Source organism: Streptomyces sp. NPDC014894 (assembly GCF_043080985.1).
Lineage (GTDB): Bacteria > Actinomycetota > Actinomycetes > Streptomycetales > Streptomycetaceae > Streptomyces.
This window is the reverse complement of sequence record NZ_JBIBWD010000001.1, coordinates 160917-185663: the sequence shown is the minus strand read 5'-3', so window position 1 is coordinate 185663 and position 24747 is coordinate 160917. Positions and strand designations below refer to the sequence as shown.

Annotated in this window: 22 protein-coding genes; 10 read left to right on the top strand and 12 right to left on the bottom strand. The window is 72.1% G+C overall.

Translation table 11 applies throughout. From position 1 onward, the window contains the following. The first annotated feature begins 52 nt into the window (after positions 1–52). Positions 53–1477, top strand: coding sequence for a pyruvate kinase (gene pyk, locus ACF089_RS00810; protein ID WP_392019975.1), 1425 nt, complete (start codon positions 53–55; stop codon positions 1475–1477). A 79-nt stretch (positions 1478–1556) separates the two neighbouring features. Here the strand turns inward: pyk and ACF089_RS00805 are convergent, their stop codons facing one another. The 4 genes from ACF089_RS00805 to ACF089_RS00790 form a co-directional block, all read right to left on the bottom strand. Further along, entirely contained in the window at positions 1557–2990 is a 1434-nt protein-coding gene (locus ACF089_RS00805) for a hypothetical protein (RefSeq protein ID WP_392019973.1), read from the bottom strand. Beyond that, complete coding sequence (locus ACF089_RS00800; RefSeq protein WP_392019970.1) at positions 2980–3513, bottom strand: DUF6114 domain-containing protein; 534 nt, start codon at positions 3511–3513, stop codon at positions 2980–2982. Before ACF089_RS00800 ends, ACF089_RS00805 begins: the two co-directional genes overlap by 11 nt. Before the next feature lie 96 nt (positions 3514–3609). Then, a complete protein-coding gene (locus ACF089_RS00795; protein WP_392019967.1) occupies positions 3610–4278 on the bottom strand; it encodes a DUF6230 family protein in 669 nt (222 codons plus the stop codon). A 647-nt stretch (positions 4279–4925) separates the two neighbouring features. Further along, positions 4926–5900 carry a tetratricopeptide repeat protein gene (locus tag ACF089_RS00790; protein ID WP_392019964.1) on the bottom strand — a complete coding sequence of 325 codons (975 nt, stop codon included), beginning with the start codon at positions 5898–5900 and terminating at the stop codon, positions 4926–4928. Between the two features lie 224 nt (positions 5901–6124). Between ACF089_RS00790 and ACF089_RS00785 the strand changes: the two genes are divergently transcribed. After that, entirely contained in the window at positions 6125–6772 is a 648-nt protein-coding gene (locus ACF089_RS00785) for a TetR/AcrR family transcriptional regulator (protein ID WP_392021532.1), read from the top strand. A gap of 88 nt (positions 6773–6860) precedes the next feature. On the opposite strand, the gene ACF089_RS00780 is transcribed toward ACF089_RS00785, so the two are convergent. From ACF089_RS00780 to ACF089_RS00765, 4 genes are all read right to left on the bottom strand, one after another. Continuing rightward, positions 6861–8561 carry a methylmalonyl-CoA mutase gene (locus ACF089_RS00780; RefSeq protein ID WP_392019961.1) on the bottom strand — a complete coding sequence of 567 codons (1701 nt, stop codon included), beginning with the start codon at positions 8559–8561 and terminating at the stop codon, positions 6861–6863. 198 nt (positions 8562–8759) lie between these two features. After that, the gene (locus tag ACF089_RS00775) at positions 8760–9089 is read right to left on the bottom strand and encodes a DUF3817 domain-containing protein (protein ID WP_392019958.1); all 330 of its coding nucleotides are present in this window, start codon (positions 9087–9089) and stop codon (positions 8760–8762) included. Between the two features lie 64 nt (positions 9090–9153). After that, complete coding sequence (locus tag ACF089_RS00770) at positions 9154–9663, bottom strand: MarR family winged helix-turn-helix transcriptional regulator (RefSeq protein ID WP_392019956.1); 510 nt, start codon at positions 9661–9663, stop codon at positions 9154–9156. A gap of 166 nt (positions 9664–9829) precedes the next feature. Beyond that, a complete protein-coding gene (locus ACF089_RS00765) occupies positions 9830–10174 on the bottom strand; it encodes a DUF3817 domain-containing protein (RefSeq protein ID WP_392019954.1) in 345 nt (114 codons plus the stop codon). 159 nt (positions 10175–10333) lie between these two features. Between ACF089_RS00765 and ACF089_RS00760 the strand changes: the two genes are divergently transcribed. The 4 genes from ACF089_RS00760 to ACF089_RS00745 all read left to right on the top strand — a co-directional run bounded on the left by ACF089_RS00760 (position 10334) and on the right by ACF089_RS00745 (position 13082). Next, complete coding sequence (locus tag ACF089_RS00760) at positions 10334–10972, top strand: AIM24 family protein (RefSeq protein WP_392019951.1); 639 nt, start codon at positions 10334–10336, stop codon at positions 10970–10972. Further along, on the top strand, positions 10972–11622 hold the full coding sequence (locus ACF089_RS00755) for an AIM24 family protein (protein ID WP_392019948.1): 651 nt from the start codon (positions 10972–10974) through the stop codon (positions 11620–11622). Before ACF089_RS00760 ends, ACF089_RS00755 begins: the two co-directional genes overlap by 1 nt. Continuing rightward, on the top strand, positions 11619–12410 hold the full coding sequence (locus ACF089_RS00750; protein ID WP_392019945.1) for an AIM24 family protein: 792 nt from the start codon (positions 11619–11621) through the stop codon (positions 12408–12410). Before ACF089_RS00755 ends, ACF089_RS00750 begins: the two co-directional genes overlap by 4 nt. Before the next feature lie 195 nt (positions 12411–12605). Next, positions 12606–13082: a MarR family winged helix-turn-helix transcriptional regulator gene (locus ACF089_RS00745; protein WP_392019942.1), complete on the top strand. Its 477-nt coding sequence runs from the start codon at positions 12606–12608 to the stop codon at positions 13080–13082. Positions 13083–13269: 187 nt separating this feature from the next. Here ACF089_RS00745 and ACF089_RS00740 read toward each other — a convergent pair whose 3' ends face one another. Next, positions 13270–14754, bottom strand: coding sequence for a sensor histidine kinase (locus ACF089_RS00740; RefSeq protein WP_392019939.1), 1485 nt, complete (start codon positions 14752–14754; stop codon positions 13270–13272). Beyond that, a complete protein-coding gene (locus ACF089_RS00735; RefSeq protein WP_392019937.1) occupies positions 14751–15416 on the bottom strand; it encodes a response regulator transcription factor in 666 nt (221 codons plus the stop codon). The genes ACF089_RS00740 and ACF089_RS00735 overlap by 4 nt, the downstream gene beginning before the upstream one ends. Positions 15417–15548: 132 nt before the next feature. Between ACF089_RS00735 and ACF089_RS00730 the strand changes: the two genes are divergently transcribed. After that, a complete protein-coding gene (locus ACF089_RS00730) occupies positions 15549–16304 on the top strand; it encodes a PepSY domain-containing protein (protein ID WP_392019935.1) in 756 nt (251 codons plus the stop codon). 127 nt (positions 16305–16431) lie between these two features. On the opposite strand, the gene meaB is transcribed toward ACF089_RS00730, so the two are convergent. Next, positions 16432–17388, bottom strand: coding sequence for a methylmalonyl Co-A mutase-associated GTPase MeaB (gene meaB, locus ACF089_RS00725; protein ID WP_392019932.1), 957 nt, complete (start codon positions 17386–17388; stop codon positions 16432–16434). A 51-nt stretch (positions 17389–17439) separates the two neighbouring features. Continuing rightward, positions 17440–18645 carry an acetyl-CoA C-acetyltransferase gene (locus ACF089_RS00720; protein WP_392019929.1) on the bottom strand — a complete coding sequence of 402 codons (1206 nt, stop codon included), beginning with the start codon at positions 18643–18645 and terminating at the stop codon, positions 17440–17442. A 158-nt stretch (positions 18646–18803) separates the two neighbouring features. Here ACF089_RS00720 and mce point away from each other — a divergent pair, with 158 nt between their 5' ends. From mce to ACF089_RS00705, 3 genes are all read left to right on the top strand, one after another. After that, complete coding sequence (mce, locus tag ACF089_RS00715) at positions 18804–19232, top strand: methylmalonyl-CoA epimerase (RefSeq protein ID WP_392019928.1); 429 nt, start codon at positions 18804–18806, stop codon at positions 19230–19232. A 167-nt stretch (positions 19233–19399) separates the two neighbouring features. Further along, positions 19400–23566 (top strand): polarized growth protein Scy, encoded by a 4167-nt coding sequence (gene scy / locus ACF089_RS00710; protein WP_392019925.1) that lies wholly within the window; start codon positions 19400–19402, stop codon positions 23564–23566. A gap of 114 nt (positions 23567–23680) precedes the next feature. After that, positions 23681–24619: a cellulose-binding protein gene (locus tag ACF089_RS00705; RefSeq protein ID WP_392019923.1), complete on the top strand. Its 939-nt coding sequence runs from the start codon at positions 23681–23683 to the stop codon at positions 24617–24619. The last annotated feature ends 128 nt before the right edge of the window (positions 24620–24747 follow it).

Below are 24747 nucleotides of genomic sequence, written 5' to 3'. Positions count from 1 at the left end.
ATTCCGTCGGCCTGAATATTCCGACTCGAAACAAACCGATAGGATCCGCCTTATGCGCCGTTCCAAAATCGTCTGCACACTGGGCCCCGCCGTCGACTCGTACGAGCAGTTGAAGACGCTCATCGAGGCCGGAATGAACGTGGCCCGCTTCAACATGAGTCATGGCTCCCACGCGGAGCACGAGGACCGGTACCACCGCGTCCGCAAGGCCTCCGCGGACACCGGCCGCGCGGTGGGCGTCCTGGCCGACCTCCAGGGGCCGAAGATCCGCCTGGAGACCTTCGCCGAGGGTCCCGTGGAGCTGATCCGCGGCGACGAGTTCACCATCACCGCCGAGGACGTGGCGGGTGACAAGACCATCTGCGGCACCACCTACAAGGGGCTGCCGGGCGATGTCTCCAAGGGCGACCAGATCCTGATCAACGACGGCAACGTCGAGCTGCGCGTGGTCGAGGTCGTCGGCCCCCGGGTGAAGACGATCGTGGTCGAGGGCGGTGTGATCTCCGACCACAAGGGCATCAACCTGCCCGGCGCGGCGGTCAACGTGCCCGCGCTCTCCGAGAAGGACGTCGAGGACCTCCGCTTCGCCCTGCGGATGGGCTGCGACATGGTGGCGCTCTCCTTCGTCCGGGACGCCAACGACATCAAGGACGTCCACAAGGTGATGGACGAGGTGGGCATCCGGGTCCCCGTCATCGCCAAGGTGGAGAAGCCCCAGGCCGTCGCCCACATGGAAGATGTGGTGATGGCGTTCGACGGCGTGATGGTGGCCCGCGGCGACCTGGCGGTGGAGTACCCGCTGGAGAAGGTCCCGATGGTGCAGAAGCGCCTGATCGAGCTGTGCCGGCGGAACGCGAAGCCGGTGATCGTGGCGACCCAGATGATGGAGTCGATGATCACCAACTCGCGTCCGACCCGCGCCGAGGCCTCCGACGTGGCCAACGCGATCCTCGACGGCGCGGACGCGGTGATGCTGTCCGCCGAGTCGTCGGTGGGCGCGTATCCGATCGAGACCGTCAAGACGATGTCGAAGATCGTGACGGCGGCGGAGGAAGAGCTGATGTCCAAGGGCCTCCAGCCCCTGGTCCCCGGCAAGAAGCCCCGTACCCAGGGCGGCTCCGTCGCCCGCGCCGCCTGCGAGATCGCGGACTTCCTCGACGGCAAGGCCCTGATCGCCTTCACCAAGTCCGGCGACACGGCCCGCCGCCTCTCCCGCTACCGCGCCTGTCAGCCCATCCTCGCCTTCACCACCGAGGAGTCCACGCGCAACCAGCTCTCCCTGAGCTGGGGCGTCGAGGCCTTCGTCGTCCCGCACGTCGCCAACACCGACGCCATGGTCGACCTGGTCGACGCCGAGCTGCTCAAGCTCCAGCGCTACAACGACGGCGACACCATGGTCATGACCGCCGGCTCCCCTCCCGGCGTCCCCGGCACCACCAACATGGTCCGCGTCCACCACCTGGGCCACGAGGCGTAGCCCTCACACATCGCCACGACGGCCGCGGGCCGTGCCTCCTCTCGTACGAGGGGGGCACGGCCCGCGGCCGTCGTGCCGTCTACTGATCACCGCCGGTGAGGTAGTTGCTCAGTCCCGGCACCGTCAGGGTGCCGCCGAACTGGCCGGCCTGGGTGACTTTGGCCTGGGTGAAGAAGGCGAAGGGGACGTCGACAGGGGGTGGGGTGCGGGGGCTGAAGGTGATGGGGATGAGGCCGAAGAGATTGCCCTTGAGTTCCTCGGTGTACATCGTCACCGTGCCGTCGCGGATGGTGGAGGTGGAGCCGCGGCGGGCCTGGGCGTGGAGGGTGGTGTCGTCCTGGGGGCCTTTCACCAGCTGGTGGAGGTCTTTGATGTCCACGCCGGAGGCGGTGAACTTGAGGGCCTTCTTGACCTTGCCGCCGCCGGTCCGCACCTCCACGATGCCGTGGTACTTCAGACCGGTCAGGGTGAGCAGCGAGGTCTCCAGCACCCAGGGATCGTCGGGGAGCAGCGGGAGGCCGGGTTCGAGTTTCGCGGCGGCGAGGGCCTCGGGGTCGGGGGTGGGGCAGGGGAAGTGGGGCTTGGCGCCCTCGGGGACGGCCTCGTCCTTCTTGGGGTCGAGGCCCTTGGCGTCCTCGTCCAGCTCCTCGACCTTCGCGCCGGCCTTCGCCGCCGCGTCCTCGATGGCCTTGCGGGTCCGCTCGGCCGCCGGGTCGGCGTCTTCGCCGGACGGGTCGGCGCGATCGGTGGAACGGGACGGTCCGGCGGAGGCGGAGCCGGACGGTGTGGGGTCGGCCGCGGGTTCGCCGGTGGGCTTGCGCTGGGGCTTGTCGGCGGGTTTCGTGGCGGACTCGGCCGTCGGGTCCGTCTCCTTGGGCCGGCCGGCGTCGGGTTTGTCCGGTGCGGCGCCCCCGGAGCGCGAGGGGGCGGGCTCCTGCTTCTCGCCGGGGCCGTCGAGGAGGTCCTCGATCGCTTCGCCGAGTCCCAGCGGGTCGAGCGGGTCGCGGGACCCGTCCTTCTTCCCGTCCTGGTCCGGGGGCGGCCCCGGGGCCGGGTCCCCGGCGTCGGCGCTCCGCGAGGCGGACGGGCTCGTCGCCGGCGCGGGCTTCCCGGCGCCGCCGTCCGGCGCCGCGGCGGCGGTCTCGGTCGCGGTCGCGGTCCCGCTCGCGGTCGGTGACGGTGTGGCCGACACGGTCGGGAGGGGCGTCGAAGAGGCGGACGGCGAGGGGCTCTTGGAGGGCTTCGGCGACTCGGACGCGGCCGGTTCGTCGGAGCGGGTCACGCAGGGCCCGGGGGCGTAGGGGATGTCCTTGCCCTCGGCGAGCGCGGGCCGGGGGGTGAGACTCATGCCCATCAGTACGGCGGTCGGCATCGCGGCCAGGGCTATCGCCTTCCCGGCCGGTTTCTGGAGTCTGGACAGCAGGGACCTGCGGGGGGCCGCGTGCCGGGGGCCGCGTCCGGACCGGTCCCGGTCACCCCCGGCGTCCGTCAGCGGTGTCGCGTCACCCTGCACTGTTCCTCCCGCCGTTGGGTTCGGTGGTGGTCTCGGGTGTTCTCGCGCCGGGAAGATCCCATCGCGCGCCGGCGTCCCTCGCCTCCCCGGGTGCCGGTTCGTCGGACGCGGCCGGCAGCGGTTTCCCCGGCGCCCACGCGATCGAGAGCGCGCCGCCCACCAGCGCCAGCAGAAAGCCGACGACGAATCCGCCCAGATTGGCGATGGGGATGGAGATCAGCGCCAGCAGGATCGACGCGACCCCCGCGAACACCCGCACGATGTGGTGGAACCACATCGTCATCCCGAGCGTGACCAGCAGAACACCGATGATCAGCGATCCGGCGCCCGCGGTGGTGGCCATGGAGAGGGTCAGATTGCCGAGCTGGAGGTTCGCGTACGGGAAGTAGGCGATCGGGATTCCGCCGAGCAGGGTGAACAGGCCCGCCCAGAAAGGTCGTTGTCCCCGCCAGTCGCGGAACCGCCGCCGGAGGACGCGGAGGACATGCTCGTTCTGCTCCGTGGCGATGGACTCGGCGCTCATGGAATACAGCTCCCTGGAACTGGTCGTGCTGTGTGAGGAGTTGAACGGGCGGACGGGACGCGGCGCGCGGCCCCGTCCACCCGGACGGCGGCACCGTCAGAAGCATTCCTTCTCAGTGCCCCGGTGCAGCCTCAGGCTCATGTCGCTCAGCTTGAAGCTGCCCGCGGTGGTCGCCCACGCCACCTGCTCGACATCGGTCAGCGTGGCCTTCCTGGCCTGCTGGGCGAAGCCGTTCTCGAACACCTTGCTCTTGGCGCTGCCCTTGCCGTCGGTGACGGCGGGGCCCTTGCCGCCGCGCGCCCGGTCGGTGTCCCTGGCGGCCACGCCGATGTCGATGTCCTCGAACACGGCGTCGCCGTCGAGCTGGGCGATGTCCAGATAGAGGTTCTCCGCGACGACGGGGTCCTCGCCCGTGCCCGCGGTGAGCCTCATGGTGATCTTGCCGAGGATCGGCATATCGGTCACCACCGACTGGCACATGTTCCGGATCTCGGCGTCCCTGAAGGACGAGATCGCGACGGCGCGCCCGGTGACCCCGTCGCCCTCCATGTCCTTGTATCCCACGTCGACACCGCCGTACTGGGCGAATCCCCAGCCTTCCAGGTGCCCTGCCTTCACCTTGAACTCCTGGCCCGACACCGCGAACGACGCCGCGAGCGCGCCCTGTGCCAGACCGATGCCTATCGCGGCCGTCGCGGCCACGCCCGGCACCATGACCAGGGCGAACCGCTTCCATCTGGTTCCGCCACGAGCCACAGACTCCATGACTTTCCTCCTTCTCGGACGTACATCTCCGGTCCGGACGCGCTGGGCGTCCGTCCTGGGATGGGAGAAGTGCTACGTCCTCGGGAAGGAGAGCGCCCGCGCTTTCGGCCAGGTACGGCGTTCTGAACACCGGCGATCACCCCCGAGCGACAACCACTGGCCGCGCTTGACGTATCACGCACGACCCCATTCGGACAGGCCCCGCCCTTCGGCGGGAACCCCCCTGTCCACGGTCGGCGTCACTGGCGCCGGCCGACCCGGTGGGGACCCAAGATCGCGGCGCGGCTGGGTGCCGGGCTGGTGCGGTATTGGACCGAGCGTCGCCGATCGTGGTCCATTCCCGGCCGGGGCACAAGAGGGTTCGTTACTGGCTGGTAACCACGGCTACGACGACAGTCATCGAGCAGCCACACAGGGTGGAGCCGAGTGTGCCACCAGAAAGGGCTAATGCCATCGATAAACGGACAGAAGAAACCCCTTGCCTTACTGCGAGTAACAGGCCCTAAAATTACCAAGATTTGGCAAAGAGCTGTCGCACACGGTCACCATGTCGCCAGAACGGCGGTGACACCTGTCCGGTGCCACCGCCGCAAATCACCGCAGTCCTGACGGAACGGCAATCCCGTTCCCGAACTTCGGAATATGGCTCAGAACAGCACCCTCGCGAGCGCGGAACGCGCCGCTGTGACACGGGGGTCGTCGGGGCCGATCACCTCGAACAGCTCCAACAGCCGTACGCGCACCTCGTTACGGTCGTCGCCCGCCGTACGGCGGACCGTCTCGACGAGCCGGCCGAAGGCGTCCTCGACATGGCCGCCGACCAGATCCAGATCGGCCGCGGCGAGCTGCGCCGCCACATCGGCCGGCTTCCCGGCGGCGTCCTGACGCACCTTCTGCGGGTCCAGGTCCTGGACCCGGCCCAGCAACTGGGCCTGGGCGAGGCCGAGCTTGGCCTCGGTGTTGGCGGGGTCGTCGGAGAGCACATTGCGGTACGCCTGCACCGCGCCGCCGAAGTCCCCCGCGTCCAGGGCCTGTACGGCGGCCTCCAGCAGCGCGTCGTACGGACCGGCCGGGACCGGCGCGGGCTCGCCGGACTCCGCGTCCGCACCCTCGGGGTCGACGGCGATGCCGGTGAGCCCGAAGCGCTCCTCGGCGACCTGGATCAGCTGGTCCAGCGTCTGGCGGATCTGCTGCTCGGGGGCCGCGCCCTGGAAGAGCGGCAGCGCCTGCCCGGCGACCACGGCGAAGACCGCGGGGATCCCCTGGATGCCGAACTGCTGCATCAGCATCTGATTGGCGTCGACATCGATCTTGGCCAGTACGAAGCGGCCGTTGTACTCCTGGGCCAGCCGCTCCAGCAGCGGGCCGAGCTGCTTGCAGGGCTGGCACCACTCGGCCCAGAAGTCGAGGACGACCGGGACCTCGGCGGAGCGCTGGAGCACCTCGCTCTCGAAGCCCGCCTCATCGACGTCGATCACCAGACTGGCGGGGGACACGGCGCCGCCACCGCCCTGACGGGCGGCCTCGGCACGGGCCTGCTCCGCCTTGACCTTGGCCTCTCCGGCCGCCTTCACCGCGGCGAGGTCGACGACGCCACTCATGGACATGTTCCTAGGCTGCATGAGTACATCCTCCCCCTTCCGCGCGCGCATGGGAAAAGTGCGGTCGCCGGGCCGCGCGAGCGGGCTCCGGCGGTGTGCCGCCGCGCGGGGTCCCCACCTCGCGCCCGTGGTCGTCGCTGGGCCCCGGAGGGCTTTCGCTACGAGCCGTAGCGTAACTCTCCGGCCCCCGGGGGTGTGAGATTCCCCCGGTGAACTGGCTCACAGCAGAAGGGCTACCCGCCGGTATGGTCGCCGTCATGTCCAACCAGCCCGTACATCCGGCCGCAGGCGGCGGCCTCCGGGGGCGGCCCCGCAGCGCCGAGGCCGACTGCGCGATCCTCGACGCGGCCCGGGCCGCGCTGGTCGAGCTGGGGTGGTCGGGTCTGACGATGAGCGATGTGGCCGCCCGCGCCGGGGTCGCCAAGACGACGCTCTACCGGCGCTGGCCGGGGAAGAGCGAACTCGTGGTCGCCGCCGTCGCCGTCCTCTTCGACGAGCTGGAACTGCCGGACCTCGGCAGCCTCACGGCCGACGTCGAGAGCATGGTGCTCCAGTTCGCCGGGCTGCTGGAACGGCCGGAGGCGCGCACCTCGCTGATGGCGGTGGTCGCGGAGGCCACCCGCGACGAGGCGCTGCGGATCCGGATCCGCTCGGCGATCGTGGACCGGCAGAAGGTGCTGGTGCTCCAGGGCCGGGCCCGCGCCCAGGCCCGGGGCGAGCTGCCGTACGAGGACGATCCGGCGACGGCGGCGCGCGACGCCGATCTGGTCTTCGACGTGATCGCGGGCGCCGTCGTCCACCGCACGCTGGTCAGCGCGGAGCCGGTGGACGCGGCCTGGGCGCGGGCCTTCACCGCGCTGCTGCTGTCGGGGCTGACGGCCCTGCGCCGCTGAGCCCCCGGCGGGGGCGGGGGCTCGGCGGGCGCGCGGGCCCAGCGGGTCGGAAGCCGGCGGGGCGGAGGCGGAGGCAGGGGGCCGCGGGTCAGAAGCCGGGCGGCTCCGTGTACGTACCCCACTCGTCCCGCAGCGCGTCGCAGATCTCGCCGAGCGTCGCCTCCGCCCGCACCGCCGCCAGCATGGGGCCGATCATGTTCGATCCGTCCCTGGCCGCCGCGAGCATCGCCTCCAGCGAGGAGCGCACCGCCGCGTCGTCGCGGCGCGCCCGGCGCTCGGCCAGCGCGCGGACCTGCTCGCGCTCGACCTCGTGGCTGACCCGGAGGATCTCCAGATCCCCGGTGACGGAGCCGTGGTGGGCGTTGACGCCGACGACCCGCTTCTCGTTCTTCTCCAGGGCCCGCTGGTAGCGGAAGGCCGACTCGGCGATCTCGCCGGTGAACCAGCCGTCCTCGATGCCGCGGAGGATGCCCGAGGTCATCGGCCCGACGGGGTGCTGTCCGTCGGGGTGGGCCAGCCGTCCGCGCTCCTTGATCCGGTCGAAGATCCGCTCGGCGTCGGCCTCGATCCGGTCGGTGAGCTGCTCGACGTACCAGGAACCGCCGAGCGGGTCGGCGACATTGGCGACGCCGGTCTCCTCCATGAGGACCTGCTGGGTGCGGAGCGCGATCTCCGCCGCCTGCTCGCTCGGCAGGGCCAGGGTCTCGTCGAGGGCGTTGGTGTGCAGCGAGTTGGTGCCGCCGAGGACGGCGGAGAGCGCCTCGACGGCGGTGCGCACCACATTGTTGTACGGCTGCTGCGCGGTCAGCGAGACGCCCGCGGTCTGGGTGTGGAAGCGGAGCCACTGGGCCTTGTCGGTGGTCGCGCCGTACACGTCGCGCATCCAGCGGGCCCAGATGCGGCGGGCGGCGCGGAATTTGGCGATCTCCTCGAAGAAGTCGAGATGGGCGTCGAAGAAGAAGGAGAGACCGGACGCGAAGGCGTCCACCTCCAGGCCCCGGCTGAGCCCCAGCTCGACGTAGCCGAAGCCGTCGGCGAGCGTGTACGCCAGCTCCTGCGCGGCCGTCGCCCCGGCCTCGCGGATGTGGTAGCCGGAGACGGAGAGCGGCTTGTAGGCGGGGATGGACCGGGCGCAGTGCTCCATCAGATCGCCGATGAGGCGCAGATGGGGCTCGGGCTGGAAGAGCCACTCCTTCTGGGCGATGTACTCCTTGAAGATGTCCGTCTGGAGCGTGCCGTTGAGTACGGCGGGGTCGACGCCCTGGCGCTCGGCGGCGACCAGGTACATGCAGAAGACGGGCACGGCCGGTCCGCTGATCGTCATCGAGGTGGTGACGTCGCCGAGGGGGATGCCCTGGAAGAGGACCTCCATGTCGGCCGCGGAGTCGATGGCGACGCCGCAGTGGCCCACCTCGCCGAGCGCGCGGCCGTCGTCGGAGTCGCGGCCCATGAGGGTCGGCATGTCGAAGGCGACGGAGAGCCCGCCGCCGCCCGCGGCCAGGATCATCTTGTAGCGCTCGTTGGTCTGCTCGGCGTTGCCGAAGCCGGCGAACTGGCGGATGGTCCAGGTGCGGCCCCGGTAGCCGGTCGGGTGCAGTCCCCGGGTGAAGGGGTACTCGCCGGGCCAGCCGATCCGCTCGAAGCCCTCGTACACATCGCCCGGCCGGGGCCCGTAGACCGGGTCCACCGGGTCCCCGGAGAGCGTCGAGAAGTCCGCCTCGCGCTTGCGGGCCTTGTCGTAGCGGGCCTGCCAGCGTCGGCGGCCCTCCTCCATCGCGTCAGCGTCCATGAAGCAAATTTACTAGGACGTCCTAGTAAATGTCGATGGACCACGCCTCTGAATCAGTTATCGGTTCGGCCCGAAGGCCCGCGTACGAAAGGTTTCCGGGCTCCCGGGCCGAGGGTTCGGGGCGCGGGGACAGCGAACCGCCGCGAGCCGTGCGCCCGCGGCGGTGGGGGAGCCGGTCCCGGCGGGGGACCGGGGCGGTCAGACCTCGGCCTTGACGGCGTTGTCACCGTCGGTGATCAGCGCCCGCGCCTCACGGGTGATCTTCGGCTCCACGAAGAAGGACGCCACGGGGATGCATCCGGCCGCCAGCACCCACAGCAGCTTGCCGAACGGCCACTTCGCCTTGGAGCCGAGGTCGAAGGCGAAGATGACGTAGACGATGAAGAGAACACCGTGGATCTGCGAGATCATCATGGTGTCGCCGGTCTCGAAGCCGTACTTCAGGACGATGGCGACGGTGAAGACGAGCAGCCAGACGGCGGTGATGTACGCCATCACCCGGTAGCGGGTCAGCACGGTTTGTTTCATGGCTCCGAGCGTAACGGGGCGTAGAGCACGCCCCGCGCGCGGGGCGGTCCGCCGCGCCCCCGCCCTACCGCTCCTCGAAGTCCTCCGCCGAGACCCGCAGCGGACGCAGCATCGCGAAGATCTCCGCGCACTCCTCGGCGTCGTACGCGCCCAGCCCGAAGTCCATCTCCATCAGGTCGCGGGTGGCCGCCTCGACCACCTCGCGGCCCTTGCCGGTGATGGAGGCGAGGGTGCCCCGGCCGTCGTTGGGGTTGGGCCGCTTGTCGACCAGACCGGACCTGACCAGCCGGTCCACGGTGTTGGTGACCGAGGTGGGGTGGACCATCAGCCGCTCGCCGATCTTGGACATGGGCAGCTCACCGGCCTTGGAGAAGGTGAGCAGCACCAGCGCCTCGTACCGCGCGAAGGTCAGTCCGTACGGCTTGACGACGGCGTCGACCCCGGCGAGGAGGATCTGGTGCGCGCGCATGATCGAGGTGATCGCGGCCATGGAGGGAACGGGGCCCCAGCGCTGCCGCCACAGCTCATCGGCGCGGGAGATGGGGTCGAAAGGGAGACGGAGCGGCTTGGACACGCCACCGACCCTACCCAGTGGTCATTTGCCGGTCAGTTCCGTCTCGCCCTTCGGTCCGCGGGGCCCTTTCCGGCCAGGGACGCGGGGCGCGCCTCCGGCCGAGGACGCATGACGTGCGCGCCTCCGGCCGGGGACGCGGGGCGTACGCGCCCCGGCCGGGAGGGGGTTACGCCTCGACCCTGCCCGCGCTGCGGGCGCGGGAGGCGATGACGGCGTCGTCCGCCGCGCGCTTCAGCCTGCGCTCCGCGACGAAGCCGCCGAAGGGGATCACCGAGAGGATGAAGTACAGCGCCGCGGTCTTCAGGTCCCACTTGGTGCGGTTCCAGGCGTCCAGCCAGAACAGCACGTAGATGACGAAGAGGATGCCGTGAATCATGCCCAGGGCCGGGACCGCGTTGAACTCCGTCGTGCGCTTCAGCACCGAGGCGATCATCAGCAGGATGAAGGAGACGGCCTCCGGGGCGGAGACCAGACGGAGGCGGTGGAGGGAGGAGGCGGTCTTGATGTCCACGAAAGGCACCTTCGGTGGGACGATGGGAGAGGATCTTGTGAACACGCTCACAAGCGCCCGCCCATTGTGGCAGCCTTCTTTGCCAACCCTTTGTCCGGGGTCCGCATCCGGCCCGCCCCGATCTGTCGCCGTCGCCGCCCGGCCGGTTACCGTCGCCGGGTGGCAACATTCCGGCTCCAGGGGAGCAAGGTGCTCGCGGTCGGCATGACCGGCGACGCCGTCAGAGCGAAGAACGGGTCGATGGTCGCCTACGACGGCCGGATGGCCTTCAAGAAGCTGTCCGGCGGCGGTGAGGGCATCCGCGGGATGGTCACCCGCCGGCTCACCGGCGAACAGATGACCATGATGGAGGTCAAGGGCGAGGGCACCTGCTACTTCGCCGACCGCGCCTCGGAGATCAATCTCGTCTCCCTCCACGGCGACAAGCTCTACGTCGAGTCGAGCAATCTGCTCTGCGCCGACGCCTCGCTGCGCACCGGCACCGGATTCACCGGGCTGCGCGGCGGCGCGAGCGGCAACGGGCTCTTCACCACGACCGTCGAGGGCAGCGGCCAGGTGGCGATCATGTCCGACGGCCCGGCGGTGGTGCTGCGGGTGACCCCTCAGTACCCGCTCTCCGTCGACCCCGGCGCGTACGTCGCCCACCAGGGCGGACTGCGGCAGAGCTTCCAGTCCGGGGTGAACTTCCGCACGATCCTGGGCGAGGGCGGCGGCGAGGCCTTCCAGATCCGCTTCGAGGGCGACGGGCTCGTCTATGTGCAGCCGAGCGAGCGCAACACGCTCGGAGGGGAGGTCTGATGCCGTTCCGCGAGATCAACTCCCGGATGGTCGAGGCGACCGTGGTCCCCGGGCAGCGGCTGTTCAGCCAGCGCGGCGCGATGCTCGCGTACCGCGGCGAGGTCGCCTTCACCCCGAACACCCAGGGCGGCCAGGGCGGTCTGGCGTCGATGATCGGCCGCCGGGTGGCGGGCGAGGCGACCCCGCTGATGACGGTGGAGGGGCAGGGCACGGTGCTCTTCGGGCACGGCGGCCACCACATCCAGATCATCGCCCTCACCGGCGACACGCTCTTCGTGGAGGCGGACCGGCTGCTGGCCTTCGACGGCACGCTGGAGCAGGGCACGATGTTCCTCGGCTCGCAGGGCGGGGTGATGGGCATGGTGCGCGGCCAGGTCAGCGGTCAGGGGCTCTTCACCACCACGCTGCGCGGGCACGGCTCGGCGGCGGTGATGGCGCACGGCGGGGTGGTCGAGCTGCCGATCCGGCCGGGGGCCGCGGTCCATGTCGACCCGCAGGCGTACGTGGCCCACCACGGCGACGTACGGAACAAGCTGTCCACCGCGCTGGGCTGGCGGGACATGGTGGGGCGCGGCTCGGGCGAGGCGTTCCAGCTGGAGCTGAGCGGCACCGGCGCGGTGTACGTCCAGGCATCGGAGGAGAAGCTGTGAGCACGCCCGAGATCTTCGACCCGATGACCCTGCCGAGTGACGACAACGTCAACCCGTACACCTTCTGTGTGGAGTTGAAGGGCGGCCAGTGGTTCCTCCAGAAGGGGAAGATGATCGCCTATTACGGGCGGATCGACTTCAACGGGATCGGCCACGGCCGGCTGGACCGGCTGCTGCGGACCTCGTTCCACTCGCCGCTGCACGCGAGCGACTGGGTGGTGGCCGAGGGCAGCGGGAAGATGCTGCTCGCGGACCGGGCGTTCGATGTGAACTCCTACGACCTGGAGGACGGGAATCTGACGATCCGGTCCGGGAACCTCCTCGCCTACCAGCCGACCCTGGCGCTGAAGCAGTCGATCGTGCCGGGCTTTCTGACCCTGATCGGGACCGGGAAGTTCGTGGCGGCGTCGAACGGCCCGGTGGTGTTCATGGAGCCGCCGATCCGGGTGGATCCGCAGGCGCTGGTGGGGTGGGCGGACTGCCCCTCCCCGTGTCATCACTACGACCACGGCTATCTGACCGGGGTGCTGGGCGGGCTGCGGGCGATGACGGGGCTCGGCGGGGCGTCCGGGGAGGAGCACCAGTTCGAGTTCGTGGGCGCGGGGACGGTGCTGCTCCAGTCGACGGAGGCGCTGCTGCCGGAGACGGCCACGGGGGCGCCGCCGGAGCAGGCGGGGGTGCCCGGCGGGCACGGCGGGTCGGGCGGGCACGGCGGGTCGGGTCAACACGGCTCCAACCCGCGTCTCCCCGGCCAGCTGGGGGATCTCCAGCGTCGCTTCGGCCTGTGAGCGGTAGTCTGCGGAGTGTGACGTCGAACGTCTGCGCCCCGCGTGCGCCACGGGCGCCGTACTGAATTCCGTACGGCCGTCGCCGGGGCCCGCGCGCGGTCATACGGAACGGCCCGGCGGAGAGAGTGCCGTGCGTCACACTTCCCGAGCCCTCACACTTCGTCCGTATTTCAACTTCTTAGGTAGAATCCATATATGGAGACCGAGACAGCCACGCGCTGGCTGAGCGAAGACGAGCAGTGCACCTGGCGGGCCCACCTGGACGTCAGCAGGCTGTTGATGCACCAGCTCGAGAAGGACCTCCAGCCGTTCGGCCTGACCAACAACGACTACGAGATCCTCGTCAATCTGTCGGAGTCGCCGGACCAGCGGATGCGGATGAGCGATCTCGCCGCGGCCACCCTGCAGTCCAAGAGCCGGCTCTCGCATCAGATCACCCGTATGGAGAACACCGGACTGGTCCGCCGCGAGAACTGCGAATCGGACCGGCGAGGGCTGTACGCGGTGCTCACCGAGGAGGGCATGGCGACCATGCGCAAGGTCGCACCGCACCATGTGGCGTCCGTGCGCAAGCACTTCATCGACCTGATGACGCCGGAGGCGCTGGCCGATCTGCGGGCCTCGCTCGCACCGGTCGCCGACCACCTCCGCGGCAAGCGCGGCAAGGTCTGACCCTCCCGAGGGCGGGCCCGGCCGGGCCGACCCGGGCCTCCCGCCCGGATCGGCCCGGCCTTTCGCATGCCGGACCCGGCGCTACGACCCCGGGCGGGCCCCGAGCACCCGGGCGGGCGCTACCGCTCGGGCCCCGCGCCCCCGGGCCGGCCCACGACTCGGGCCCGCCCTCGTGGCGGATCAGGCGCTACGACGTCGGCGGCGCGGCGGGCAGCCGCAGCTCGAAGAGCGCGCCGCCCGTCGGCGCGCGGCCGACGGTGAGGCTGCCGCCGTGCCGCTCGGCCACATCGCGGGCGATGGCCAGACCGAGCCCCGCGCCGCCCTCGTCACGGGTGCGGGCGTCGTCGAGCCGGACGAACCGCTCGAAGATCCGCTCCCGCTCCGCCTCCGGCACGCCCTCCCCGTCGTCGGCGACGGCGAGCACGACCTCCCGGCCCTCGGCGCGGACCGAGGCGACGATCCCGGCGCGCGCGTGGCGGCGGGCGTTGTCCAGCAGATTGCCGAGCACCCGCGCCAGCTGGGAGCGCGAGCCGTCCACCTCCAGACCGGCGGCGACCTCCACGGTCACCGGGATCCGGTCGCCGGACCCGCCGCCCAGCGCCTCGGCAGCCGTCCGCTGGGAGACCTCCTCGCGCACCAGCGCGCCCAGGTCGACCCGGGCGAGACCGGGCCGCTCCCCCGCGTCCAGCCGGGCCAGCAGCAGCAGATCGGCCGCGAGCTGCTGGAGCCGTACGGTGTCCTCGACCGCGCCCGCCACGTCCAGCAGCTCCGGGTGGGCCGCGCCCACCTCCAGCTGGGTGCGGAGCGAGGCGATGGGGCTGCGCAGCTCGTGCGAGGCGTCGGCGACGAAGCGGCGCTGGCGCTCCTCGGAGGCCTCCAGCGCGGCGAGCGTCTCATTGGTCGTCCGGGCGAGCCGGGCCACCTCGTCCCGGGAGTCCGGCTCGGGGACCCGCCGGGAGAGGTCGGCGGAGGCGGTGATGGCCGCCATCTCGCCGCGGATGCCCTCGACGGGCTTGAGGGCGCGCCGGGTCACCAGCCAGGTCACCGAGGCGACGACGATCAGCAGCAGCGGGAGGCCGATGAGCATGGCGTCCCGGACGGTGGCCACCGTGGACCGCTCGGTGGCCAGGGGCGCGCCCGCGTAGACGGTGGCGGTGAGGCCGTCGTCGTCGCGGGTCGCCTCGACGGCGGCGAAGCGGTACGAGGCGGTGTCGCCGTGGACGGTGGCGCTGCCGCTGCCGAGGCCGGGGCGGTCGGCGGAGATCCGGCCGGGCTCGGGCTCCTCGTCGGAGCCCTCGTCGCCGTCCCGCTCGCCGTCCCGCTCGTCGTCCTGGTCTCCGTCGCCCGGGTCCTCGCCCTCGCCGCAGCCCGGCTCCGGGACGACCTTGTCGCTGCCGGTGCCGGAGATCTTCTCCAGGCCCTCGCTGACGGCGATCACACAGCCGTTCTCGGCCACGATCTGGAGGGGGCGCTCGTCGCCGTCGGAGAGGTCGGGGGCGCGGTCGAGGGCGAAGCGGGAGGCGGTCTCCCGGGCGGTGACCTCGGCCTGGAGGTCGGCCGCGTCGGTGAGGTGATTGCGCAGCAGCAGCAGGACGGAGAGGCCGGCGGCGATCAGCGCGACGGCGACGACGACGGTCGCGCCGAGGGCGGCCCTGGCCCGTACGGATCTCATCGGGCGGCCACCAGCCGGTAGCCCGCGCCGCGGACGGTCTGGATGCGCGGGGCGCCGAGCTTGCGGCGCAGGGCGCTGATGTAGACCTCGATGATGTTGGGGTCGCCCTCGTAGGCGAAGTCCCAGACGTGTTCGAGGATCTGGGCCTTGCTGACGACGTCGCCCGCGCGTACGGCGAGCTGTTCGAGGACGGCGAACTCCTTGGCGGTGAGGGCGACCTCGTCCTCGCCGCGGAAGACCCGCCGGGCGGCGGTCTCGACGCGCAGATCGCCGACGGTGAGCACGGGCGAGGCCCCGGCGCGGCCGCGGCGGCGCAGCAGCGCCTTGATCCTGGCGACGAGGACGACGTACGAGAAGGGCTTGGTGAGATAGTCGTCGGCGCCGGTGTCGAGTCCCTCGGCCTCGTCGTACTCGCCGTCCTTGGCGGTGAGCATCAGGATGGGGACGTCGTCGCCGGCCGCGCGCAGGGCGGCGCAGACCCGGTAGCCGTTCATGCCCGGGAGCATGATGTCGAGGACGACGAGGTCGTAGGAGCCCTGGGAGGCCATATGGAGCCCTTCGAGCCCGTCGTGGACCACGTCCACGGCATAGCCCTCGGCCGTCAGTCCCCTGGCGAGGGAGACTGCCAGCCGCTTCTCGTCCTCCACGATCAACAAGCGCATGTGCTCAGGGTCGCAAATCGAAGCTGAAGATCCCTTCAGGTGGCTTCAGGTTGTGTTCAGCATCGCCGCGCCAGATTGGTCCTCGTCGAACCGCGCCGAACCGCGAACCGCACCGAACCGGAGGAACTCCTCATGAAGCGCAAGATCGCCGTAGCCATAGCCGCCCTCGCCCTGGTCGGCGGTGGCGCCTTCACCGCCGTGGCCGCTTCGGGCGACGACTCGTCGCCGGCCCCCGCCGCCTCGAAGATCTCGCTGAACGACGCGGTGAGCGCGGCCCTGGCGAAGCAGTCCGGCTCGGTGGCGTCGGTCGGCCGGGACGACGACGGCGAGGGCGAGTGGGAGGTCGAGGTCGTGGACGCCAAGGGTCTCGGGTACGAGGTCCGGGTGGACGCGCAGACCGGCAAGGCGTCGGCTCCCGTCAAGGACTCCGACGACGACGGGGACGACGGGGACGACGACCGGGGCGGCCGGGACGGCGACAGCGCGGTCTCCAGTGCCACGGTGAGCGCCGAGCAGGCCGCGAAGGCGGCGCTCTCCTTCCGGCCGGGCACGGTGACGGAGGTCGAGTTCGACGACGGCCAGTGGGAGATCGAGGTCCGCGCCGAGGACGGCGGCGAGCACGATGTCCGGGTGGACGCGAAGACGGCGAAGGCCTCGGTGTCCGGGGACGACGACCGCAATGACGCGAGCGGCGCCGCCGGGGCCCGTGACGACGCGGCGGACGACCGGGACGACGCGGCCGACGACCGGCACGACGACCGTGACGGCGCGGACGACCGCGATGACCGTGACGACCGTGACGACCGCGACGACCGGAATGACTCCGCCGACGAGGCGGACGACCGCGACGGGCGCGACGACGACGGCGACGACCGCTCCGACAGCTGACCGCCTCGCCGCGAGCCGTGACCGGCCCGGTCCGGGACCCCGTGTCCCGGACCGGGCCGATGCCGTGGCCGCCGTCGCCGGCGCGGGAAGGGCCGGTCACGCGCGGACCGGCGGACCGGCCGCCGGATCAGGCCCCGGTCACCCCGGCCACCAGTTCGTCGGCGGCGCGGTACGGATCCAGTTCGCCCGCGACGATGCGCTCGGCCAGCGCGCCGAGTCTGCGGTCGCCGTGGAGGTCCCCGATGCGCTCGCGGAGCGCGGTGACGGCGATGGTCTCCACCTCGCCCGAGGCCCGGCGGACCCGGCGCTCCTGGAGGGCGCCGTGCTCCTCCATCCAGGCGCGGTGCTTCTCCAGGGCCTCGACCAGCTCGTCCGTGCCCTCGCCGCGCGAGGCCACCGTCCGCACGATCGGCGGACGCCAGTCGCCGGGCGCGCGGGCCTCGCCCAGGCCGAGCATGTGGTTCAGCTCACGGGCGGTGGCGTCCGCGCCGTCGCGGTCCGCCTTGTTGACGACATAGACGTCGCCGATCTCCAGAATGCCCGCCTTCGCCGCCTGGATGCCGTCGCCCATCCCGGGCGCGAGCAGAACCACCGAGGTGTCCGCCTGGGCGGCGATCTCCACCTCCGACTGCCCCACGCCCACCGTCTCCACGAGGATCACCTCGCACCCGGCCGCGTCCAGCACCCGGATCGCCTGGGGGGCGGCCTGGGCGAGCCCGCCCAGATGCCCCCGGGTGGCCATCGAGCGGATGTAGACGCCCGGGTCGGAGGCGTGGTCCGACATCCGGACCCGGTCGCCGAGCAGCGCCCCGCCGGAGAACGGCGACGACGGGTCGACGGCCAGCACCCCGACCCGCCGGCCGGCCCGCCGGTACGCGCTCACCAGCGCCGAGGTGGAGGTGGACTTGCCGACGCCCGGCGAGCCGGTCAGGCCCACCACGTACGCCCCGCCGGTCAGCGGGGCGAGCGCGGCCATCACCTCGCGCAGCTGCGGGGACGCCCCCTCCACCAGGGAGATCAGCCGGGCCACCGCCCGCGGCCGGCCCTCCCTGGCCTGGGCGACCAGCTGGGGGACGTCTGCCATCACACCGCTCCTTCAACCGTTCGCCGGAGGTCTCGCCGCTCGCGGGGGACGTCAGTCCCGGGCCGGGACACGGAGGATCAGCGCGTCGCCCTGGCCCCCGCCGCCGCAGAGCGCGGCCGCGCCCAGTCCGCCGCCCCGGCGCCTCAGCTCCAGGGCCAAGTGCAGCACGAGCCGGGCGCCGGACATGCCGATCGGATGGCCGAGAGCGATGGCCCCACCGTTGACGTTCACCCTTTCGGGTGACACTCCAAGATCTTTCATTGACTGCACGGCGACCGCGGCGAAGGCCTCGTTGATCTCGATGAGATCGAGGTCCCCGACCTCGGCCCCCTCCTTGGCGAGGGCGTGCCGGATCGCGTTGGACGGCTGCGACTGGAGCGAGTTGTCCGGTCCCGCCACATTGCCGTGCGCGCCGATCTCCGCGATCCACTCCAGGCCCAGCTCCTCGGCCCTGGCCCGGCTCATCACCACGACCGCGGCCGCGCCGTCGGAGATCTGCGAGGAGGTGCCCGCGGTGATCGTGCCGTCCTTCGCGAACGCGGGGCGCAGCCGGCCCAGCGACTCGACGGTGGTGTCGGGCCGGATGCCCTCGTCCTCGGCGACCGCGACCGGCTCGCCCCGGCGCTGCGGGATCTCCACCGGAACGATCTCCTCCGCGAAGATCCCGTTCTTCCGGGCGGCGGCGGCCCGCTGGTGGGAGAGGGCGGCGATCTCGTCCTGCTCGGGGCGGCCGATGCCGAGCCGCGCGTTGTGCCGCTCCGTCGACTCGCCCATGGCGATGCCCTCGAAGGCGTCGGTGAGCCCGTCGTACGCCATGGAGTCGAGCATCTCGACCGCCCCGTACTTGTAGCCCGAGCGCGACTTCGGCAGCAGATGCGGCGCGTTCGTCATCGACTCCTGGCCGCCCGCGACGATCACGTCGAACTCGCCGGCCCGGATCAGCTGGTCCGCCAGCGCGATCGCGTCCAGACCGGAGAGACAGACCTTGTTGACGGTGAGCGCGGGGACGGACATCGGGATGCCCGCCCTGACCGCGGCCTGGCGGGCCGGGATCTGCCCGGCGCCGGCCTGGAGCACCTGGCCCATGATCACGTACTGCACCTGGCCGGGGGCGACGCCCGCCCGTTCCAGCGCCGCCGCGATGGCGAATCCGCCCAGGTCGGAACCGGAGAAGGAGCCGAGCGAGCCGAGGAGCCGACCCATGGGCGTCCTGGCGCCCGCGACGATCACTGAGGTGGTGCCGGTCGTTCCTGACATGAGACACGATCCCCTTCCAGCCCGGAGGCCGAGGAGTGAACGATGGTTTACCTCAAATGTACTGAGGGCCGCCGCCGGGGGTCATCGGGCTGCGGGTGTGATCGCGCGCACGTCGCGCACACGTTGCGTCACCGGCCGATGAACGCTGGACTGAGTCCATGCTGACGCGAATCGACCACATCGGGATCGCCTGTCACGACCTTGACACAACTGTCGAGTTCTACCGGACCACCTACGGCTTCGAGGTCTTCCACACCGAGGTCAACGAGGAGCAGGGGGTGCGCGAGGCCATGCTGAGGATCAACGGGACCTCCGACGGCGGCGCCTCCTACATCCAGCTCCTCCAGCCCGTGCGGGAGGACTCGCCGGTGGGGAAGTGGCTGGCCAAGAACGGGGAGGGAGTCCATCACATCGCCTTCGGCACCGCGGACGTGGACGCGGACGCGGAGGCCGTCCGGGAGAAGGGCGTCAGGGTGCTCTACGACCGGCCGAGGACCGGTTCCATGGGATCCCGGATCACCTTCCTGCACCCCAAGGACTGCCACGGCGTCCTCACCGAACTCGTCACCTCGGCAACGGAGCACTGACCTGAGGATTCCCGGCCCGGTAGAGTGGGCGATTCCGGGCCGGGGCCGGGTCGGGGTCGCACCGCGGCCTCTCATGTTGATCTGTCACCATTCCCCGGGGGGCCGTTCGCGGGCGAACGGTGCTTGTGTGGAGTCAGTTGCGACCAGGGGACGGATGGGACCGCGCAGTGCGGGGCTACGAACGCCAGGAGAGCCACCGAGCTGACGACGACCACCTCTCGCGGTTCGAAGCCGAGATGGACCGGCTGAAGACCGAGCGGGAGAAGGCCGTCCAGCATGCCGAGGACCTCGGCTACCAGGTCGAGGTATTGCGCGCCAAGCTCCATGAGGCGCGCCGCAACCTCGCCGCCCGTCCCGCGTACGACAGCGCCGATCTCGGGTACCAGGCCGAGCAGCTGCTCCGTAACGCCCAGGCGCAGGCCGACCAGATGCGCCAGGACGCGGAACGCGAGCTGCGCGAGGCCCGCGCCCAGACCCAGCGCATCCTCCAGGAGCACGCCGAGCACCAGGCGCGGCTCCAGGCCGAGCTGCACACCGAGGCCAATCAGCGGCGCCAGCGGCTCGACCAGGAGCTGGCCGAGCGCCGCCACACGGTCGAGGCGCACGTCAACGAGAACGTCGCCTGGGCCGAGCAGCTGCGCGCCCGCACCGAGTCCCAGGCCCGACGGCTCCTCGACGAGTCCCGCGCCGAGGCCGAGCAGGCGCTCGCCCAGGCCCGCGGCGAGGCCAAGCGCGCCGCCGAGGAGACCCGCCGCCGGGTCTCCTCCGAGACCGAGGCCGCCCGCGCCGAGGCCGAGTCCATCCTGCTGCGCGCCCGCAAGGACGCCGAACGGATGCTCAACGCCGCCTCCAGCCAGGCGCAGGAGGCCGCCTCCCACGCCGAGCAGCTGCGCTCGTCGACCACCGCCGAGTCCGAGGCGGCCCGTCAGCAGGCCACCGAGCTGAGCCGGTCCGCCGAAGCGCGGATGGCCGAGGCCGAGGAGCGGCTGCGCGAGGCGCGCGCGGAGGCCGAGAAGGTCCTCGGCGACGCCAAGGACTCCGCCGCCCGCCGGCTCGCCTCCGCCGAGTCGGACAACGAGCAGCGCACCCGTACCGCCAAGGCCGAGATCGCCCGGCTGGTCGCCGAGGCCACCACCGACGCCGAGGCGCTGAAGGCCGAGGCCGAACAACTCCGCGAGGACGCGCGGGCCGAGGCCGAGAAGCAGCTCGCGACCGCCACCGAGAACGCCCGCACCGCCGCGGCCGAGGACTCCGCCGCCCAGCTCGCGAAGGCGGCCAGGGCCGCCGAGGAGATCCTCACCAAGGCGTCCGAGGACGCCCGGGAGACCACCCGCAAGGCGGGCGAGGAGGCCGAGCGGATCCGCGGCGAGGCCGACGCCGAGGCGGACCGGCTGCGCGGCGAGGCCGCCGAACAGGCCGACCAGCTCAAGGGCGCGGCCAAGGACGACACCAAGGAGTACCGCGCCAAGACCGTCGAACTCCAGGAGGAGGCGCGGCGGCTGCGCGGCGAGGCGGAGCAGCTGCGCTCCGAGGCGGTCGCCGAGGGCGAGCGGCTGCGCTCCGAGGCCCGCCGGGAGGCCGTCCAGCAGATCGAGGAGGCGGCCAGCACCGCCGAGGAGCTGCTCACCCGGGCCCGGACCGACGCCGACGAGCTGCGCTCCTCCGCGGGCGCGGACAGCGAGCGGGTGCGCACCGAGGCGATCGACCGCGCCACCGCGCTGCGCCGCCAGGCCGAGGAGACCCTGGAGCGCACCCGCGCCGAGGCCGACCGGCTGGGCGAGGAGGCCCAGGAGCAGGCCGACGAGGTCCGCACCGCCGCCGAGGCCGCCGCGGCCGAGCTGCGCGAGGAGACCCGTCGGTCCCTGGCAGCCCGTCAGGAGGAGGCCGCCCAGGAGCTGTCCCGGCTCCAGACCGAGGCCGAGTCCCGGCTGGAGGCCGCCGAGCGGAGCCTCGCCGAGGCGCGCGCCGAGGGCGAGCGGATCCGCCGGGAGGCCGCCGAGGAGACCGAGCGGCTGCGCACCGAGACCGGTGAGCGGATCCGCGCGCTCCAGGACCAGGCCGACCAGGAGGCGGACCGGCTGCGCATCGAGGCCGCGGCCGACGCGTCCACCGCCCGCGCGGAGGCCGAGAACGTCGCCGTACGGCTGCGCAGCGAGGCGGCGAACGAGGCCGAGCGGCTCAAGAGCGAGGCTCAGGAGACCGCCGACCGGCTGCGCGCGGAGGCCGCGGCCGCCGCCGACCGGGTGGGCGCGGAGGCCGCCGAGGCGCTCGCCGCCGCGCAGGAGGAGGCGCTCCGGCGCCGCCGGGAGGCCGAGGGGATCCTCGAATCGGCGCGCGCGGAGGCCGACCAGGAGCGGGAGCGGGCCCGGGAGCAGAGCGAGGAGCTGCTCGCGTCCGCCCGCCGGCGGGTCGACGAGGCCCAGACCGAGGCCCATCGGCTGGTGGAGGAGGCCGACGGCCGGGCCGCCGAGATGGTGTCCGCCGCCGAGCAGAACGCCCGGCAGGTACGGGAGTCGGTCGCCGGGCTGCACGAGCAGGCCGAGCAGGAGATCGCCGGACTGCGCTCCGCCGCCGAGCACGCGGCCGAGCGCACCCGGGGCGAGGCGCAGGACGAGGCGGACCGGGTCCGCTCCGACGCGCACGCCGAGCGGGAGCGGGCGGCCGAGGACGCGGCGAGCCTGCGGGCCCGCGCCCAGGAGGAGACCGAGGCGGCGAACGCGCTCGCCGAGCGGACCGTCGCCGAGGCCATCGCGGAGACGGACCGGCTGCGCGCGGACACCGCCGAGTACGCCCAGCGGATGCGTACGGAGGCGTCCGACGCGGTCGCCTCCGCCGAGCAGGACGCCTCGCGCACCCGGGCGGACGCCCGGGACGACGCCAACCGGATCCGTTCGGAGGCGGCGGCCCAGGCGGACCGGCTCGTCGGCGAGGCGACGAACGAGGGCGAGCGGCTGCGCGCCGAGGCCCAGCAGGTGCTGGACGAGGCGCGGCAGGCGGCCGACAAGCGGCGCTCCGACGCAGCCGAACAGGCCGACCAGCTCATCGGCGAGGTGACCGCCGAGGCCGAACGCCTCGCGACCGAGGCCCGTACCGAGGCCGACCGGCTGGTCACGGACGCGACGGCCGAGGCCGAGCGGCTGGCGGCGGAAGCGGCCGCCGAGGCCGAGCGGAGCCGTGCCGAGAGCGAGCGGACGCTCGACGAGGCGCGGAAGGCCGCCGACAAGCGGCGCTCCGACGCCGCCGAACAGGCCGACCAGCTCATCGGCGAGGCGAGCGCCGAGGCCGAACGCCTCGCGACCGAGGCCCGCGCCGAGGCGGAGCGCCTGGTCGCCGACGCCACCGCCGAGGCGGGCCGGCTCATGGCCGACGCCACCGCCGACGCCGAGCGGCTGCGCGCGGAGGCGACCGAGGCGGTCGCCTCGGCGCAGCAGGCGGCCGAGCGGATCAGGACCGAGGCGCGCAAGGTCGAGGCGGACGCGGCGGCGGCCGCCGAGCGGCTGGGCGCCGACGCGCGCGGTGCGGCGGACCGGCTGGTGGACGAGGCGCGGGAGGCCGCGTCGAAGAGCCGTCAGGACGCCGCCGAGCAGGCCGATCAGCTGGTGAACAAGGCTCAGGAGGAGGCGCTGCGCTCGGCCCTGGAGGCGGAGGAGCAGGCCGACGCCATGGTGGGCGCGGCGCGCCAGGAGGCCGAGCGGCTGGTCGCCGAGGCGACGGTCGAGGGCAACTCGCTGGTGGAGAAGGCGCGTACGGACGCCGACGAGCTGCTGGTGGGCGCGCGCCGGGACGCCGCCGCCATAAGGGAGCGGAGCGACGAGACGCGGGCCCGGGTCGCGAGCGAGGTCGAGGAGCTGCACGAGCGCGCCCGCCGGGAGACCTCGGAGCAGATGAAGACGACCGGCGAGCGGGTCGACCATCTGATGAAGGCGGCGACCGAGCGGCACGAGGAGGCCGAGGAGAAGGCCAAGGAGCTGCTCGCCAACGCGAATTCCGAGGCGAGCCGGGTGCGGATCTCCGCGGTCAAGAGAGCGGAGGGTCTCCTGAAGGAGGCCGAGCAGAAGAAGGCCGGTCTGACGCGCGAGGGCGAGCAGATCAAGGCGGAGGCCGAGGCGGAGGCGACGCGTCTGGTCACGGACGGAAAGCGGGAGTTGGACGTTCTGGTGCGGCGGCGTGAGGACATTCAGGCGGAGATTTCCCGGGTCCAGGACGTGCTGGAGGCGCTCGGCTTTGAGGCTCCGCCGGTCGGCGGCAAGCCTTCGGGCGGCTCATCGGGCGGCGTCAAAGCCGGTGCGGCAGCTGGGGTTACACGTTCCAGCGGCAAGTCCTCCGACGGCTAGCCACTCAAAAGGCTGGACATTCTCCAGATCAAACCCGCATCCGCTCGATGACACGCCGCTTAGGCCCCTAGGATTCCCTCTATCACCTCACCGGTCTCATTCGACAGGAACCCCATGAGCGACACATCCTCCCCCTTCGGCTTCGAGCTCGTGCGGCGTGGTTACGACCGCGGCCAGGTGGACGACCGCATTACCAAGCTCGTCGCCGACCGTGATAGTGCTCTGGCCCGAATCACCTCTCTGGAAAAGCGCATCGAGGAACTCCACCTCGAGACGCAGAACGCCCAGGCCCAGGTGTCCGACGCCGAGCCGTCGTACGCCGGTCTCGGCGCACGCGTCGAGAAGATCCTCCGGCTCGCCGAGGAGGAGGCGAAGGACCTGCGCGAGGAGGCCCGTCGCGCCGCCGAGCAGCACCGCGAGCTGGCCGAGTCGGCCGCCCAGCAGGTCCGCAACGACGCCGAGTCGTTCGCCGCCGACCGCAAGGCGAAGGCGGAGGACGAGGGCGTCCGGATCGTCGACAAGGCGAAGGGAGAGGCCCAGCAGCTGCGCAGCGAGGCGCAGAAGGACGCGCAGTCCAAGCGCGAGGAGGCCGACGCGCTCTTCGAGGAGACGCGCGCCAAGGCGGCCCAGGCCGCGGCCGACTTCGAGACCAACCTCGCCAAGCGGCGCGAGCAGTCCGAGCGCGACCTGGCCTCGCGTCAGGCGAAGGCCGAGAAGCGGCTGGCGGAGATCGAGCACCGCGCCGAGCAGCTGCGGCTGGAGGCCGAGAAGCTGCGTACGGACGCGGAGCGCCGGGCCCGTCAGACGGTGGAGACGGCCCAGCGTCAGTCCGAGGACATCGTGGCGGACGCCAATGCCAAGGCCGACCGGATCCGCAGCGAATCGGAGCGCGAGCTGGCGGCGCTCACCAACCGCCGCGACTCGATCAACGCGCAGCTGACCAATGTCCGCGAGATGCTGGCCACGCTGACGGGTGCGGCGGTCGCCGCCGCCGGTACGCCCGCCGACGACGAGCCGATCTCCCGCGGGGTCCCGGCCCAGCAGTCGCGCTGAAGCTCTCGTACCGCCGGAACTCTCGTCCGGGTGTGCGACTCTCCCCCCGGGGGAGCGCGCGGATCAAAGATTGCGTCAAGCCCCCCGCCGTTCAAGTGGCGGGGGGCTTTGCGCGCCCTTAGCGTGGC

Bases quoted from the DNA above. Each gene is read 5' to 3' on its own strand.
- pyk (WP_392019975.1), top strand. From the start codon at position 53: ATGCGCCGTTCCAAAATCGTCTGCACACTGGGCCCCGCCGTCGACTCG.
- ACF089_RS00800 (WP_392019970.1), bottom strand. From the start codon at position 3,513: ATGAGCGCCGAGTCCATCGCCACGGAGCAGAACGAGCATGTCCTCCGC.
- ACF089_RS00795 (WP_392019967.1), bottom strand. From the start codon at position 4,278: ATGGAGTCTGTGGCTCGTGGCGGAACCAGATGGAAGCGGTTCGCCCTG.
- ACF089_RS00790 (WP_392019964.1), bottom strand. From the start codon at position 5,900: ATGCAGCCTAGGAACATGTCCATGAGTGGCGTCGTCGACCTCGCCGCG.
- ACF089_RS00785 (WP_392021532.1), top strand. From the start codon at position 6,125: ATGGTCGCCGTCATGTCCAACCAGCCCGTACATCCGGCCGCAGGCGGC.
- ACF089_RS00780 (WP_392019961.1), bottom strand. From the start codon at position 8,561: ATGGACGCTGACGCGATGGAGGAGGGCCGCCGACGCTGGCAGGCCCGC.
- ACF089_RS00775 (WP_392019958.1), bottom strand. From the start codon at position 9,089: ATGAAACAAACCGTGCTGACCCGCTACCGGGTGATGGCGTACATCACC.
- ACF089_RS00755 (WP_392019948.1), top strand. From the start codon at position 10,972: ATGCCGTTCCGCGAGATCAACTCCCGGATGGTCGAGGCGACCGTGGTC.
- ACF089_RS00745 (WP_392019942.1), top strand. From the start codon at position 12,606: ATGGAGACCGAGACAGCCACGCGCTGGCTGAGCGAAGACGAGCAGTGC.
- ACF089_RS00740 (WP_392019939.1), bottom strand. From the start codon at position 14,754: ATGAGATCCGTACGGGCCAGGGCCGCCCTCGGCGCGACCGTCGTCGTC.
- ACF089_RS00735 (WP_392019937.1), bottom strand. From the start codon at position 15,416: ATGCGCTTGTTGATCGTGGAGGACGAGAAGCGGCTGGCAGTCTCCCTC.
- ACF089_RS00730 (WP_392019935.1), top strand. From the start codon at position 15,549: ATGAAGCGCAAGATCGCCGTAGCCATAGCCGCCCTCGCCCTGGTCGGC.
- meaB (WP_392019932.1), bottom strand. From the start codon at position 17,388: ATGGCAGACGTCCCCCAGCTGGTCGCCCAGGCCAGGGAGGGCCGGCCG.
- ACF089_RS00720 (WP_392019929.1), bottom strand. From the start codon at position 18,645: ATGTCAGGAACGACCGGCACCACCTCAGTGATCGTCGCGGGCGCCAGG.
- mce (WP_392019928.1), top strand. From the start codon at position 18,804: ATGCTGACGCGAATCGACCACATCGGGATCGCCTGTCACGACCTTGAC.
- ACF089_RS00705 (WP_392019923.1), top strand. From the start codon at position 23,681: ATGAGCGACACATCCTCCCCCTTCGGCTTCGAGCTCGTGCGGCGTGGT.